The organism is Pseudoalteromonas sp. T1lg23B (assembly GCF_002964665.1).
Taxonomy (GTDB): Bacteria; Pseudomonadota; Gammaproteobacteria; order Enterobacterales; family Alteromonadaceae; genus Pseudoalteromonas.
Genome location: NZ_PQBZ01000034.1, coordinates 1,220,577 through 1,235,224, shown reverse-complemented (window position 1 = coordinate 1,235,224; position 14,648 = coordinate 1,220,577). Strand labels below are relative to the sequence as shown.

14 protein-coding genes are annotated in these 14,648 nt (G+C 43.4%); 7 read left to right on the top strand and 7 right to left on the bottom strand.

Annotated features, from left to right (window positions below):
- Window positions 1-49 precede the first annotated feature (49 nt).
- On the top strand, window positions 50-1,648 hold the full coding sequence (locus C2M32_RS14115) for a formylglycine-generating enzyme family protein (protein WP_105168969.1): 1,599 nt from the start codon (window positions 50-52) through the stop codon (window positions 1,646-1,648).
- 100 nt (window positions 1,649-1,748) lie between these two features.
- Here the strand turns inward: C2M32_RS14115 and C2M32_RS14110 are convergent, their stop codons facing one another.
- The 4 genes from C2M32_RS14110 to cysZ all read right to left on the bottom strand — a co-directional run bounded on the left by C2M32_RS14110 (window position 1,749) and on the right by cysZ (window position 6,375).
- Window positions 1,749-3,509 (bottom strand): winged helix-turn-helix domain-containing protein, encoded by a 1,761-nt coding sequence (locus C2M32_RS14110; protein WP_105168968.1) that lies wholly within the window; start codon window positions 3,507-3,509, stop codon window positions 1,749-1,751.
- A gap of 150 nt (window positions 3,510-3,659) precedes the next feature.
- Complete coding sequence (locus C2M32_RS14105) at window positions 3,660-3,953, bottom strand: putative quinol monooxygenase (protein ID WP_105168967.1); 294 nt, start codon at window positions 3,951-3,953, stop codon at window positions 3,660-3,662.
- Between the two features lie 227 nt (window positions 3,954-4,180).
- Window positions 4,181-5,512, bottom strand: a complete 1,332-nt coding sequence (locus C2M32_RS14100; RefSeq protein WP_105168966.1) for a glycerophosphodiester phosphodiesterase family protein — start codon at window positions 5,510-5,512, stop codon at window positions 4,181-4,183.
- A 137-nt stretch (window positions 5,513-5,649) separates the two neighbouring features.
- Window positions 5,650-6,375 carry a sulfate transporter CysZ gene (cysZ, locus tag C2M32_RS14095; RefSeq protein WP_105168965.1) on the bottom strand — a complete coding sequence of 242 codons (726 nt, stop codon included), beginning with the start codon at window positions 6,373-6,375 and terminating at the stop codon, window positions 5,650-5,652.
- Between the two features lie 232 nt (window positions 6,376-6,607).
- Here cysZ and C2M32_RS14090 point away from each other — a divergent pair, with 232 nt between their 5' ends.
- From C2M32_RS14090 to speB, 5 genes are all read left to right on the top strand, one after another.
- Window positions 6,608-7,909, top strand: coding sequence for a hemolysin family protein (locus tag C2M32_RS14090; protein ID WP_105168964.1), 1,302 nt, complete (start codon window positions 6,608-6,610; stop codon window positions 7,907-7,909).
- A 77-nt stretch (window positions 7,910-7,986) separates the two neighbouring features.
- Window positions 7,987-8,268 carry a hypothetical protein gene (locus tag C2M32_RS14085; RefSeq protein ID WP_105168963.1) on the top strand — a complete coding sequence of 94 codons (282 nt, stop codon included), beginning with the start codon at window positions 7,987-7,989 and terminating at the stop codon, window positions 8,266-8,268.
- A 65-nt stretch (window positions 8,269-8,333) separates the two neighbouring features.
- A complete protein-coding gene (locus C2M32_RS14080) occupies window positions 8,334-8,924 on the top strand; it encodes a CBS domain-containing protein (protein ID WP_105168962.1) in 591 nt (196 codons plus the stop codon).
- A gap of 234 nt (window positions 8,925-9,158) precedes the next feature.
- Window positions 9,159-11,072, top strand: coding sequence for a biosynthetic arginine decarboxylase (speA, locus tag C2M32_RS14075; RefSeq protein WP_105168961.1), 1,914 nt, complete (start codon window positions 9,159-9,161; stop codon window positions 11,070-11,072).
- A gap of 3 nt (window positions 11,073-11,075) precedes the next feature.
- Window positions 11,076-11,999, top strand: a complete 924-nt coding sequence (gene speB, locus C2M32_RS14070; protein WP_105168960.1) for an agmatinase — start codon at window positions 11,076-11,078, stop codon at window positions 11,997-11,999.
- Between the two features lie 43 nt (window positions 12,000-12,042).
- On the opposite strand, the gene C2M32_RS14065 is transcribed toward speB, so the two are convergent.
- Window positions 12,043-12,339: a hypothetical protein gene (locus tag C2M32_RS14065; RefSeq protein ID WP_105168959.1), complete on the bottom strand. Its 297-nt coding sequence runs from the start codon at window positions 12,337-12,339 to the stop codon at window positions 12,043-12,045.
- 425 nt (window positions 12,340-12,764) lie between these two features.
- Here C2M32_RS14065 and C2M32_RS14060 point away from each other — a divergent pair, with 425 nt between their 5' ends.
- Window positions 12,765-13,460, top strand: a complete 696-nt coding sequence (locus C2M32_RS14060; protein ID WP_105168958.1) for a helix-turn-helix transcriptional regulator — start codon at window positions 12,765-12,767, stop codon at window positions 13,458-13,460.
- On the opposite strand, the gene C2M32_RS14055 is transcribed toward C2M32_RS14060, so the two are convergent.
- Both C2M32_RS14055 and C2M32_RS14050 read right to left on the bottom strand, forming a co-directional pair.
- Window positions 13,414-14,238, bottom strand: a complete 825-nt coding sequence (locus C2M32_RS14055) for a CsgG/HfaB family protein (RefSeq protein WP_105168957.1) — start codon at window positions 14,236-14,238, stop codon at window positions 13,414-13,416. The two genes, C2M32_RS14060 and C2M32_RS14055, sit on opposite strands and share 47 nt — an antisense overlap.
- A complete protein-coding gene (locus C2M32_RS14050; RefSeq protein ID WP_105168956.1) occupies window positions 14,238-14,648 on the bottom strand; it encodes a curli assembly protein CsgF in 411 nt (136 codons plus the stop codon). The genes C2M32_RS14055 and C2M32_RS14050 overlap by 1 nt, the downstream gene beginning before the upstream one ends.

Genomic DNA, 14,648 nt, shown 5'->3' with positions numbered 1-14,648 from the left:
CCCCATCGCTAATTGCATACTGTGTTTTGGAATTTACACAGGAGCATTTATGAAACATCTTTTTTTAATTTCAATCATTGCCGTAAACACAGCGCTATCGAGTGTTAAAGCGGTGACTACAGACGATGTCATCGAGCCCATACTGCAGCGCATTTCGACCAGTGAATCCTCCAAAGACAGAGGCTTTTACATGAGTAAGTATGAAGTGACGGTGGCGCAGTTTAGCCAGTTCATTGCGGATACGGGTTATCAGGTACCAAAAAACTGTATGGCATTTACAGATACGCGTTGGCCTGATCCACAAAACCCCGCATCTTGGGATTTGCCCGTGTTCATTGAAAACCCTTATCGGCCCGTTGTTTGTACGGGCATTCAAGGGGCATTGGATTATGCCAACTGGCTTGCGCAGAAAACGGGTAAACCATATAGGCTACCGAGTGAATCGCAATGGCGTCAAGCCGCTTTAGCGGGCAAAGCGGGACGTATGGCGTTTGCGGATGACTTTCAACAGAGGGAAATCTGTAACTATGAAAATACCGAAGACATCGCCAACATAGCTGGTTTTAAAAAGCACCACCAAGTGCGCTATAAGCGCAGTGCCAATTGTAATGACGGTGCTGTTTATCACACGGTTGTGGGCATGTATCGGCCTAATCAATTTGGCCTGTACGACATGATGGGTAATGTTAGGGAGTTTACGCGCACCTGCCATGAGTACAGTGACGCACAGCGCACGGATTGTAAGCGTTATGTTGTCGCGGGTGAGGCTTGGCACTGGCAACCAAGAGGGGTTAATGTATTAGATTGGATAGATAGAGACTTCCAAGGTGGTCTTGAGGGGATCCGATTAGTGCTGGAGGCTGATGATTTGGGCAGCGTAACCGCAGCGACGATGAAATTCTCAGAGCAACTTAACAACGCACAAAACGTGCAGCGTTCGCATCATGCTAAGCTCAAAATGATCCCAGCTACACCAACTGGTGTGAAGGTTGGGTCAGACAAAAATAAAAGCATAAAGATTAGTTGGTTAGATGTAGAAGGTGAGGGGAATAAGTACGCAGTTTACCGTGCTATCAGTGATCCAGCCAATAATCTGGCGACGCACTTTGTGTTACTCGTTGACGAGCTACAGTCTCCTGAATATACCGATATTACAGTGCCTGAACAGGCATATGTTCGCTATCAGGTATTTTCTTACAATGAGTATGGAGAAGGGCTTGGTAGTCATATCGTGGCCTATGGTAACGCGAAAATATTCAAAGAAAGTGAGCGAATAGAAGCTGAACACTTTTTTGATGGCCAATATTATTGGCTAGGCAAGCGAGAGAGTGCCACAATAGTGGGCTTTAGTGATAACCCCGACCACTTTCCAACAGGGGTAAAACCGCACAAACCCGCTTGGGTGAAAGTGGCTTTTGAGGCCAAACAAACCAAACATGCTCAGCTGACATTTAGGGCAATGGCTGAGCAAGACTCGGGCTTTGAACTTTGGCAGGGAGCCCATTTAGTCGGTCGCTACCATATTCCAAAAGGTGACAAATTCACAACTTACCACGCAGCGGCCTTGCTTATCGCGAGTAATGAACCGTTGGAAATTCGTTTGGATAAGCAGGTTTGGTTTGAGCTGGACTGGTTAGCATTTAAATAAAGGCATCGTACGGTTTTCTATTTGAAAGTCTGCGCGATGTTTAGCAACGGCAAAGCGCAATTCAAATTCAATGAGACGTTGACGGCCTTATTCGCGAGCACTAGCCTTGTTTATTTTGCTGGTGCTCTAACCATTTCTGCTCGCCATTACGCTGCAAGAAATCATAGTAAAATTGTCGTTTTTTATCGTGTTTATCTAAATATTGATACAGTGCTCGGGCGGCATGGATACTGCTATTTTTATCGAACTCGCGCTGCGACTGTTGATAACTTTGTTCCAATATTGAAATAGCTTGTTGGGTCTGGTTTTGTGCAAGCAAGAGTCTGGCATGAAGCAGGTTATGGCTAACTGTACGTAGTTTCTTGGTGACTAACAAGGAATGTGCTTGTGTGAGCATATCGGCTTTGATGTACATATCAAAAAGTCGCTCATAGGCGTCATCTAAGACCCAAAAATTATGCTCTGTGCGAGGTAACTCAACAATCTTCTTCAGATACTTAATCACCGTGTTATTGTCGTTGGCAAATAAGGCGTAGTGTAAATAGACAAAAGCCAAGTTAGCAGGGTGTAATTGCTGTTCTGTGATAAGTTCTTGAGCTTCGTTCAACTGCACATATTTACGTTCATTCAAACCGAGCTTTGCGGATAAAATAGAGTCCAATATGTGTAATTGGAAACGTCCCATGGCATCAATATTTTGCTTGGCAAGCGTAGCGCCTAGACGTAGCTGTGTGCTTACTTGCTCGGAGTCGCGCATGGCATAGGCTATAAACGCGCGGGTTTTGACGAGTTCAAACTTAAGTGGCCAAATTTGCGTGGTCAGTTGAGCATTGGCCTCGACGTTGTTTAACATCTCAAGCGCACTATCGTACTGACCATTGTGCTTATAAATGAGCGCTTTTTGCAACGCGGCCTTGACATAAATAGGTAAGGTCTCAATCGTTGTTGGTAATGCAAGTACGCTATTTAAATAGGCCAGTGCTGTATCGGTGTGTCCCAAATCATCAAAGTATTTAGCTAAATATAAATCAATACTGGCTTGTAAAGGGTGCGCATTTTGCGTGCGTAGTAAGCTTACCCATTGTGCTGAAGTTTGGTTTACTTTAAATAGCCCAAGTTTTTGTAGCTCAGACATTTTGTTATTCAGTAGGGAGCCTAGTTGTGCTGGGTCGAGGCTATATACATAGTCATGCCAATACTGATCACCCCGTTGCAGGCGAAATTCTAACACAGCGCCGTTGTTGAGAGTGTAAACGCGACCTCCAAGCAACCAATGACCGTTATCGGCAAAGAAATCTTGCCATGTAAGCACGGGCATAGTTAGAAAGTCTGTAGCAAAGGGGGGGAGTTGCTCAACGGTGGTAAACTCAAAGTTACGATTGATTAGCTCAAGCTCACTGATGCCATTAAAAGGTAACACATCAATGGGTGTTGTTGAGGTGAGCTGTGAACTTCTGAACAGCCAGTAACTGAGTGCTAAAATGAGCAGAAAAACAACGACCATCACTGTGCGTTTTGGTGTCTTCAGTTGATTTACCAAAACGGGAATCGACGGTGAGTCTAGGGTGATTTGCTGTATTGGTAGATTCCATTTGTAACCCCTGCGGGAGTAGGTTTGAATCGCCCGTTCGCCGATAATAGCTCGCAGTTGACTAATGGTTTGAAACACGACCTGCTCAGAAACAATACGGTCGTGCCATACGGACTCTAAGATACGTTCCTTACTGAGTGTGGTTCCCGCATTATCGATAAAAAGTGCTAATAACGCATGTTGTTTGGGTTTTAGATAGATAGACTTGCCGTGACGAGTTAATACCCCATTGTCAGTGTCAAAACGAAACGTATCAAATTCTACCAGCATGTGTTTGTTCTTATTATCAGTTATGGGAATATTATAAACATTTAGGTACGTAGGTAAATGCTGGTATTAGGGCGCATAGCCAATCGATATCAATGGTTACACGAACCGCATGAGCCGTGTAACCGCTATAGCACAGCAAAATGCCAGTGGTTAACTGGCCACTTTGGTTAGTCTTGATATTTCCACCGACTCAAGCATATCGCCAATCACTTCAAAGCACTGCTTAATGTGTGATGACTGCAAATGGTTATCTAAATCCTGCTCAGATCCCCAGTTTTCATGGAACATAAATACGGCATCATTCTCATTGTCGATATGCATATCGTAGTTAATACACCCATGTTCATTGCGAGTCGGTAGCACAATTTTGCGAAGTTCCGATGCGACGGTTTCTTTGTGTTCAGGCTTTGCAGTGAGTTTTGCGATACACGTTAATATACTCATATAGTTCCTTATTCGATAGTGATGAACAATGTGTCATCAATCGTGTTTTATCGCGTGATACAGTAGGTCATCTGATTTTGCAGGTCAATCATACGCGCATTGCATGCACAGCTCACTCAAGCGATTGACCTTTGATAATGTTCGCAGGTGATAGGAAGCGAGCGTTGTTATTAACAAAAAAAGCCCCTCGAAAGAGGGGCTAAACACTACTTAATGGTAACTTGTGATTAAATGCTCGGGGTCATACCCATACAACTTGCATAAAAGCTGGTGGTAGCAGGCCAGTCGCTAAATACACCGATGACACCAACTTGCTTAGCCAGTACATCAAGCAGTACCAGCGCATCAGCATCGCTATTAATGGCATTGCTGATGGATTGATAATACCAGCCACCGCCGTCTGCCAGCGGGCCTGAGCGCTCTAGGGTCCATGTGATAATATCAAGACCAGCGCCTTTAGCTGCTTTGGCGTACTCGGATGGGACGATGTTGCTGTTGTTGTCCAGTGTTACGAGCATCCAAAGAGGTGGTGCGATAATTTGCACGCCAGCATTTTTAAGCTCCGCCATGGTTGGCTGCCAGGTTTCGGGGTTGTTCGGGTTAAAACCTGCAATGTCATATCTATCGTCGAGATAAACGGCTTGTGCACCAAATTGTGCTTCATTGTTTATCCAGTACTTCACATCATCTAGGTTAAATGATTGCGCAAATACATTATCAGCAGCGACATCAAGCGCTTTATATTCATCAATCATTTTTTGTGCGTACATGGCTTGAGTCATACCTTCATATGGCATGGGTACGCTGGCTGATTTTAGCTCAGGCGTCATTTTTACGTTGAGTGATTTGAACAGCTCGATACTTTCTTTGTGCGTCAACAGCGTACCTTGACTTGCGTAAAGGTCCGTGCGCCAGTTTGCCGTACCTTGTAGGTATTCTTCCACTGTTTTAGCGTTCGGATTTGCGCCGTCCATCTTGCCTTTGAGCTGTCTAAATTCAGCAAGGGTGATATCAGAAGTACAGCACAGGGCGCTGGCGGGTGTGCCACTCGTTTCATCGGCTGGGGTAAAAGGTTGTGAGCACTTAGCCGCTAATTCGGGCATAGCCAAAATATTGGTCGTGGTGTGTAAGTCACATTGAGAATGACGACACACGAGTTCTTTATCTTTAGTAAAGGTGACATCACATTCTAATACGCCAGCACCCATCTTGGCCGCTGCAACATAGGATTCTCTAGTATGTTCTGGATACTGCATTGGCGCGCCGCGGTGACCAATTGAAAAATCAGTCTTGTAAAAAGGTCCATTTTGACAAGCCTGAAGCTTGGACTTTAGTGCCCCGTCTTCAAGTTGGTTTACTAAAAATTGTACTCTGGTACCCAGTTGTACATCGTTAGCCGACCCTTTTGGTACTTCGACAATGACGGGTACTTCAACTTTTTCAATGATGGTAACGGGCTTTTCCACTACCACTTCTTTGGTAACTTCTTTTATTTCCGTTTCATCACAACCACTTAATGCAGCTAGTGCGGTGAGAGAGAGTAATAGTTTGAACTTCATTTGTGTACATCATCTTGTTTATAAATAGAAAATAAACGCTACCTTATAAACATGACAATAGAATGATAACTCTATGACAAGTAAGACAATAGAGCCAATTTAGATTTATGACTCTATTGCTTTAGTTAAGTACCTTATTAGCAATAGTGCTGACGATAGTTTTCAACCCATAGGCGAGTCGCACCACACACAGCGACGGGCATGACGATAAGGTTTACCACTGGTATAGAAGTCAGGACAAACACCGCAAAGCCAAATCCATAAGACAAGCCCTGTTTCGTTTTCAAGTCTGCCTTCATTTGTTTGAAGTGAATTTTATGGTTATCAAATGGATAATCGTTGTATTGCACGTTGTACATCCAGCATGTAAACATCACCCAAAGTATTTGCCCAACTAACGGTAAGACCCAAAGCAGAATGAAAAAGCCGATGGCACGAGGTAAGTAGTAACATAACTTGGTCCACTCTCTGCCTAACATGCGAGGTACATCTTTAAGTAAGTCAGCCAGTCCATCGTCATTAATTTTCTGCCCAGTTAAGTGCATTTCAACTTTCTCGCTCAATAAGCCATTGAAAGGGGCTGCAATAAAGTTGGTTATCACCGTGAAGACCATACTATAACTAAACAAAATGACCATAATGGCAATGGGCCACATAAGCCATTCCAGCCAACTTAACCAACTTGGTAAAAGATTATTAAGGTAATCAAACCCTTGTGTTAGCCAATCGTACAGGAAGAACAATGAGCTCCCGAATAGTAAGATATTGATCAACAAAGGAATAAAAACAAAACGCTTCAATCCTTTTTGCGTAATAAGAGAAAAGCCTGAGAGGAAGTACTCTATACCTTGAGTCAACTGCACAACATACCTCAAAAAACATGGTTAATTTGCCCATAGTATAAGCCCGCATAGGTGGATGAATAAATGAAAATGCGTAACAAACTATTGCATAACTCAATCACTTAAAAATATATATTTTAACTTAATGATTATAAAGGGTTTATATTTGTTGCTTAGCATGTCGATTACGCTACAATTGCTCGCTTTTTGACTAATTCTTAAAGCGATAACCCATTTCTAGCGGAGAAAATAAGTGAGCGAACTGCTTGGTATTGTGTGCCTGATCCTGATCAGCGCGTTGTTTGCTATGTCAGAGATAGCGATTGCGGCTGCACGCAAAATAAAACTCAAGATTATGATGGATGAAGGACATCATGGTGCTGAACAAGTCTTAAAATTGCAGGCTCATCCGGGGGCATTTTTTGCCATGGTACAAATAGCCCTGAATGCCATTGCTATTTTAGGGGGGATTTTAGGAGAGCAAGCGCTTACAGAGTCAGTTAGTTACTATGTCGGATTGATTTATCAGGGGCCTATGCTTGATAAGATAAGCTTTGCAGTGTCGTTTTTAACCATCACCTCGTTGTTCATTCTGTTCGCGGATCTATTGCCTAAGCGGATCGCAATGTTGATGCCTGAGGCGGTTGCAGTCAGAGTGGTGACCTTGATGAACGCCATCACCGCTGCGTTTAAGCCATTGGTGTTGTTTTTCAATGGTGTGACAAACTTGGTACTTAAAATCTTTGGTTTTCCAACGGAGCGTAAAGATGAAGTCACGACCGAAGAAATCGTTGCCATCATGGATGCCGGTGCTAAAAGTGGTAGTTTACAGGCACAAGAATATCAACTGATAGGGAACGTATTGGATTTGGAATGTCGTACCTTGCCCATGGCTATGACGACCCGAGAGTCAATCGTATTTTTAGACGTAGAAGATGACAGTGATACCATAAATCAGAAGATCTTAAATAATCCACATAATCAGTTTTTGGTGTGTGACGGTCATCTCGATAAGTTATTGGGATTTGTCGATACCAAGCAACTCTTAAAGCAACTGTTACGTGGTGAGCCTGTACATCTGAATGAGCAAATAATTGAAAAGGAAGTATTTTATTTACCTGAAACGCTTACGCTATCAGAAGCACTTAATGCTTTTAAGTCAGCAAGTGAGCAGTTTGCGGTGGTGGTGAACGAATATGCGCTGATAGTTGGCATAGTGACCATCAAAGATTTGATGAGTAGTTTTATGGGTGATTTAGTAACTTTTCATGGCGAAGAGCAAATCGTGCAACGCGACAGTGAATCTTGGCTGGTGGATGGTGCGACGCCGATGGTTGACCTATGTCGTGTATTGGGTTGGGAAGATGTACCAGAGACCAACCAGTATGAAACGGTTGCAGGCTTTTTGATTTATCGTTTAAAGCGTTTACCCAAGCGCGCTGATCATGTTATTTGCGATGGTTATAAATTTGAGGCGATTGATATTGAAGGTGTCAGAGTCGAGCAGCTTTTGGTTAGCCGTCACAAAGAGGGGAGCACGGAATTCACCCTTTAACTCTTGCTTATTTTTTATCATGCCAATACACTGAAAATTAGGCGCTGCAATTTAGCGCCTAGTCGTCGGGAGATAAAATGCGGTTCAGTAAGTGGTTTGTCATATCTTGTTTTTGTGTGTTGTTCCTTAGTGTGATCAACGCTCCTCTGAGCTATGCCAAAGTTGAAAACCACTATGAACAGCAACAATCAATCTATATTGACGCAGACCCCATCGACCATGATCCACAAGAGCCACTGGTTGGTTCACTAGATTATGAGTTTTATGTTGCAGGCGAAAGCCTCATCAAGTGTAAAGATAGTCTTCTTTGTACTCGCACATCACAGCACTTTAGCATTCGCGCGCCACCTGTTTTATAAGCCTATTAAACTCAAATAAATACACATTTTTTGTCGTCAGCTTATATTTAAAAATAGGTGTTGTTATGTCTACATACCAAACTATTGGCAGCCAAGCGCTTGCCGCAGATACACGTTTTGATACCGCGTTGGATAGCAGTGTGACTATTTCCTTGGACAGTCCCGCAACCGCGGTCATGCACGGCTTTCATCAGGTTCCTCCCCAGCTTATCGACAGTAATACCAGCGTTAATGATGCTTTACTGATCATGCAACAAACTCATATGCGCATTAGTTTTGTGGTTGATAAGCAAAATAACATGCTCGGGATTATCTCAAAGGCGAGGTTATCCAGTAGCTATGTACTTAGAATTTCTACAAAAAAAGGCATAAGCCGCACAGAAATGAGTGTTGCTGATGTGATGATCCCCTTATCGTCACTTAACAGTGTTAATGAGTTAACGTTACGTACAGCTAAAGTAGGTGACATTATGAAGAGTATGGAAGCGGCGGGTCATGAACATCTACTGGTTGTCAGTCAAGTCCCTGCTCGTGTCTGTGGTTATTTTGATCTCATTGATATCAGTCGCATGACGGGTAAGGCAATGAATCAACACAAGCCGGCGAGCTCGTTCAGTGAAATAGTTGATAGCCTGTGGCACCACGCAGAAATTTAATCAAATTCCGATTTGTTTGCTGTCAGTTTTCAGCGAGCGAATTAGATGCTCCTATGAAATAAAGTTAATGAAAATCAAGGCACCGCGAGGTGCCTTTTTCATGCCAGAATTCATTTGAGAACGAGTGAATTTATTACTCTTTAAGAGTGAAATATTTTGTTAGACACGGGGGCATGATTTATTTCTAATGCGCAAAAATAAACAGTGAACACTTTAGATTTTTAAGGAACTTGAATGGCCAAACACATCTCTTCTGAGCACGCGCGTGATTGCTATAACGTGCGTCATTGGAGCCAAGGCTTTTATGGTATCAATGATCAGGGAGAGGTTACTGCGATGCCTAAGCTGGCACAGCCAGAACATGCAGTAACTTTGGTAAGCATTGCCGAGCAAATTAAATCGCAAGGATATACCTTGCCAGCATTAGTGCGCTTTCCACAAGTATTGAGTCAACGCGTACATAGCATTTGTGACGCGTTTAATCAGGCGATCGCGGACTATCAATATCCAGAAGATTATCTGTTGGTTTATCCAATAAAGGTAAACCAACAGCGTGAAGTAGTTGAAGGCTTGATAGCTAGCCAAGCCGGTACTGACAAAAAGCAGCTTGGGCTAGAAGCGGGTAGCAAGGCTGAGCTGCTTACAGTGTTGGCCATGAGTGAACAGACCTCAGCTGTGATCGTATGCAACGGCTACAAAGACAAAGAGTATGTGCGTTTAGCTTTACTTGGTGAAAAGCTGGGCCATCAGGTTTATATCGTTTTAGAAAAGCGCTCTGAGCTTGATATCGTAATGGAGCAGGCGAAAGCACTGAATGTGACTCCTCGCTTAGGTTTGCGAGTTCGCTTGGCATCACAGGGCAAGGGTAAATGGCAAGCAAGCGGTGGCGAAAAGTCTAAGTTTGGTCTGTCTGCGTCGCAGGTTTTGGCGGTGATAGATCAGCTAGCGCAGGCCAAGTTGTTAAGTGCACTACAGCTAGTGCATTTTCATCTTGGCTCGCAAATGGCCAATATTCGAGATGTTAGGCTAGGCGTGGGCGAAGCCGCGCGTTTTTACTGTGAACTACGCCGCCTTGGTGCCAACCTACAGTGTTTAGATGTGGGTGGGGGCTTAGCGGTTGATTACGATGGAACGCGCAGTCAGTCACATAACTCAATGAACTACAGCTTAGCTGAATATGCAAACAATATTGTCTACACCATAGGTGACACGTGTAAGCAGTATGAGCAGCCGATGCCAAGGATTATTTCAGAATCTGGGCGAGCATTGACTGCACACCATGCTGTGTTGATCACGGATGTAATTGGTACTGAAAGCTATCAGCCAGAAGTTGTGGTTGCGCCAGAGCATGATGCACCGCGCTTATTGCACAACATGTGGAGTTCATGGCAGGCGCTCAATGGTCAGCGTGATGATCGTGCCCTAATTGAAATTTATCACGACACGCAAGGCGATTTGTCTGAAGTACATAGCCAATTCGCTATGGGGCTATTGAACCTTGAGCAACGCGCATGGGCTGAGCAAATTAACCTAAGAGTGTGTTACGAGCTTAACCAGCGCATGGACAACAAGAACCGTTTTCATCGTCCAATCATCGATGAGCTAAGTGCGAAACTTGCGGATAAGTTTTTTGTGAACTTTTCACTGTTTCAATCATTGCCTGATGCTTGGGGTATTGAGCAGGTGTTTCCGGTATTACCGTTAAGTGGTTTAACCGCTGAGCCTAAAAAGCGTGCAGTGTTATTGGATATTACCTGTGACTCAGATGGCACCATTGAGCACTATGTTGATGGTCAAGGTATTGAAAGCACGCTACCAGTGCCGGAATATCATGCGGATCAACCTTATTTATTGGGCTTTTTCCTTGTTGGTGCCTATCAGGAAATTTTGGGTGATATGCACAACCTGTTTGGTGACACACACAGTGTGATTGCAACACTGGACAATGACGGTGTGCTGCATTTGGGTGATGTGGATGTCGGTGACTCGGTGGCGGATATGATGCGCTATGTTCACTTGGATGTTGAGCAGTTTAAAGCGAACTACGCCAAACTGGTAAAAAGTAAGTTGCCACAAGCAGAGCAAGCAATGTGCCTTGCTGAGCTAGAGCAAGGGTTAGATGGTTACACGTATTTGGAAGATGTTTAATTTATGAGCCAGTTGTTTGATCATACAGATCACTCGTTGTACTCAAATGGTATGACATTCTTGCGCCAGCCAATGGTACGAGATATGACCCAGATTGATACTGATGTTGTGGTGTTGGGATTACCATTTGATTTGGCGACCTCGGGTCGACCGGGTGCACGTTTGGGGCCTGATGCAATTAGAAGAGCCTCGGTTCATTTGGCGTGGGAAGCTAAGAAATACCCATGGACATTTTCATTGTGGGACAAACTAAGCGTGTCGGATGCGGGAGATTTTACCTACCCAATCGGAGATCCAGAGTATTTTACTGCGCAGCTTGAACTGGCGGCGCAGCAAATCATTTCTCAAGGTAAAGCTTTACTTGGGTTAGGTGGTGACCACTTCGTGACACTACCGCTTTTGCGAGCGCACCATAAGATCTACGGAAAAATGGCACTTATCCATTTTGATGCGCATACAGATACGTATAGTCAAGGTTCTCGTTATGACCATGGCACGATGTTCTATCATGCGCCAATGGAAGGCTTGATAAGCCAAGAACACTCTATTCAGATTGGTATCAGAACTGAATATAATCAAGAGAATCATGGCTTTGGTGTTATTGATGCCATGCAGGCAAATGATTTAAGCGCCCAGCAAATGGCTGAACAGATAAAATCACGAGTAGGCGATTTACCGGTTTATCTGACCTTTGATATTGACTGCTTAGACCCAGCCTTTGCGCCTGGTACAGGCACACCGGTATGTGGAGGCCTAACCAGTGACAAAGTATTGAAAATTTTACGTGCCTTACAAGGTGTAAACATGATTGGTATGGATGTAGTTGAAGTATCTCCTGCATACGATCAAAGTGAACTCACAGCAATCGCGGCTGCGACTATCGCTCATGAGTTATTACATCTTTGGGCAGTAAAGCATAGGCCGTAAGTTAAGCCTGTTATTAAAATGCCGAGTTAAGCTCGGCATTTTTTTAATGATCAATAAAGGGTAGGTGGTAGCGTCTGGCGTACCAAATAAATAGCGGTACTTCGAGCAATAAGAAAGTCACCAGTGTAAACCAGAACCAATTAACATCCATCACGATAAAACTAAATCGCATATCGGTGTTATAAAATACCGAACCGACAACACTAAGAGAAGCACAGGCTGCTATGCTGTCTTGAATCGATATTTTCTTCAAAGTATTTGCGCGATATGGATAGACTAACCCATATGCGATAGTGAGCACGATCATATTTAATACGACCACATTAAACTCAATTCCCATAACTGCTTTGGCCTACTTCTAATTATTGCTATCGGCTAGGCTGGTTGATGCGCCTATTCCCATATTAGACATACTGTTACATGCCATTTAGACAGCTCGATAGCAGAGATTTCGTACTATACATCAAATCGGCCAGAACATAGTTTTCTTTAGTACAAAATGATTATTTATTTATATCGAGGCAATGTTGCAGAGCTGACTAGAATCTAGTTAATAGGCAAGTTGTTAAAATTTCATGGTAAATTATATTTTATCAAACATCCGTAAAATCATGAAATTAATAATTATATTTAACTTAATATTAATATTTTAGTTTTGTTATAAAACATAATATTTACATATAAGCGGATTTTGTGTAGCTTGAAGATTCATGGGAACAAGACAGGCACAAATGGGGTTTGTCACTAGGTATAGTAGGATTGAACATGGTCAAAGTGAATTGTAAAGCCACAATCGTCACCCGAATCTTACAAGGGGGAGAGGAACACAGTCTAGAGTGTATCAAGAGCTTACTCAAGCTTTTGCAACTGCCATGCAACATTGTGCGTTGCGAGAAGTCATTCGTCGCATTGCCCGATGAACAATTGGTCTTTGTTGATTTGACTGGATTCACCTGTGAAGAAGTCTTTTCGTTTGATATGGCGGTATTGGCGAAAAGAAAGTCACTGGTGCTATTCAATGCAATAGATGGTCAGGTTGACGAGCGTAGAGCGTTGCTTTCGGGGGTTAAGGGCGTGATATATGCTAAGGATGAGCCTGACATCAAACTCAAAGGTATCAAGGCTGTCAAAGACGGAGAGCTATGGTTTAGACGTAGTATTATCAGCAGCACCTTTTCAGAGTTATTGGTGGATCACGCTATTTTTAATACGCCAACGACAACCCTAAAACAGGACGATAGTTCTTTTAACTTAACCAAAAGAGAAAAAACCATTGTTAAACTGATAGCCGAAGGCGCGCAAAATAAAGAGATCGCCAACAAATTACATATTAGCGATCACACAGTGAAAACGCACTTGTACAGCGCATTTCGTAAGACTAAGTCAAGAAACCGTATTGAGTTACTCAACTGGGCTAGGCAGTTTTTCCCGGATGCGTTGACTCGCTCTTATTCTGAGTAGTGCTTTTGGCTGACCATAGGCCTTTTTCTATACCGCTTTTGATAAGGTCTACCAATGCCTTTTCTATGGCTTGTTTGACGCAGATGTGCATAGGTTCATTGTCGGAATATCCGCCTTCAGCTTCGGCCAGGCGTTTGTAGCTCACATATCTGAAGAAGCCCGCGCGCATTTCTACGCTTAACACTTTTTTGGTCGTGGCGACGGAGGTTAATACTACCCCAGAGCGCACATCAACAGCGCGCATATAGATTGAAATCACATCTTCGCGATACAGCTCAGACAGGCCAATACCAAAATATTCGGCACCTAAACCACCAGTTTTGGTGTTTGAGTCGTAGCTAATAATTCCCCCTTCAAGAATAATCTTAGCCGTGGTGAGTGGGGGGAGTTGATTGTTATTGTTATCATTCTCTTGTGCCGCCCGGATAATTTTTCGCTCAGTGAGAATATTTTGCAAACCTTCTCGCTCAACAGGAACAAACCAGTCGGTTTCACTTAGGGCTTGTACTAAGATAGCTGAAGCGCCCTGAGTTACCGCTGTAGAGAACGAGCTAACATTGGCTATGGGCTTGTATTGCCCCGTTTGATCACGGAATGAGTAGACAGAAACAGGAATGCTGCCCATTGGCTTTGGTAGCGACTTTAGCTGCGAAAAAGTTTCTGTTTGCTCTAGGGTTTGTGCCAAAGAGGTCTGTGGTGGCAAGGTTTTACTGATGTGGCTACAGCCAGCTAAAAGTAAATATATTAAACCCGTAAAGGTGAGGTGTCGTTTCTTCATTAGCCAAACCTCGGGATTTCAATTGTCGTCACTTCTCCGGAAATAAGATGAGTGATCTGGATGGTAATACTGTCAGCGTTGCTGGTAAGTAATTGAATTTGATAATCACCACTGGTGAAGATTGAGTCTTGTCCAAACACATTGTCGTCTGAGCTTTCGCCAAAAGCCAGATCGGTCACTTCCCGTACGATTCTGTTGATATAGGCCCGCTCTAGAGATTCTTGCATTTTTTCCGCATAGCTTTTGGGTTCAACATGTGCTTTGTGTTTGTTTTGTGCCTGCGCCTTGTTCATCAACATGTTGGCATTGAGAGGGTTGCCACCAAAACTTGGATTGATAGGAGTGTAAACCAGTTCACTGGCGTAGCTGGGCTGGCAACAAGCCAACATTAAGAGTATGTATTTTTTCAT

Bases quoted from the DNA above. Each gene is read 5' to 3' on its own strand.
- C2M32_RS14060 (WP_105168958.1), top strand. From the start codon at position 12,765: ATGGTCAAAGTGAATTGTAAAGCCACAATCGTCACCCGAATCTTACAA.
- C2M32_RS14055 (WP_105168957.1), bottom strand. From the start codon at position 14,238: ATGAAGAAACGACACCTCACCTTTACGGGTTTAATATATTTACTTTTA.
- C2M32_RS14080 (WP_105168962.1), top strand. From the start codon at position 8,334: ATGTCTACATACCAAACTATTGGCAGCCAAGCGCTTGCCGCAGATACA.
- speA (WP_105168961.1), top strand. From the start codon at position 9,159: ATGGCCAAACACATCTCTTCTGAGCACGCGCGTGATTGCTATAACGTG.
- C2M32_RS14100 (WP_105168966.1), bottom strand. From the start codon at position 5,512: ATGAAGTTCAAACTATTACTCTCTCTCACCGCACTAGCTGCATTAAGT.
- C2M32_RS14085 (WP_105168963.1), top strand. From the start codon at position 7,987: ATGCGGTTCAGTAAGTGGTTTGTCATATCTTGTTTTTGTGTGTTGTTC.
- C2M32_RS14050 (WP_105168956.1), bottom strand. From the start codon at position 14,648: ATGAAAAAATACATACTCTTAATGTTGGCTTGTTGCCAGCCCAGCTAC.
- speB (WP_105168960.1), top strand. From the start codon at position 11,076: ATGAGCCAGTTGTTTGATCATACAGATCACTCGTTGTACTCAAATGGT.
- C2M32_RS14115 (WP_105168969.1), top strand. From the start codon at position 50: ATGAAACATCTTTTTTTAATTTCAATCATTGCCGTAAACACAGCGCTA.
- C2M32_RS14065 (WP_105168959.1), bottom strand. From the start codon at position 12,339: ATGGGAATTGAGTTTAATGTGGTCGTATTAAATATGATCGTGCTCACT.
- C2M32_RS14110 (WP_105168968.1), bottom strand. From the start codon at position 3,509: ATGCTGGTAGAATTTGATACGTTTCGTTTTGACACTGACAATGGGGTA.
- C2M32_RS14105 (WP_105168967.1), bottom strand. From the start codon at position 3,953: ATGAGTATATTAACGTGTATCGCAAAACTCACTGCAAAGCCTGAACAC.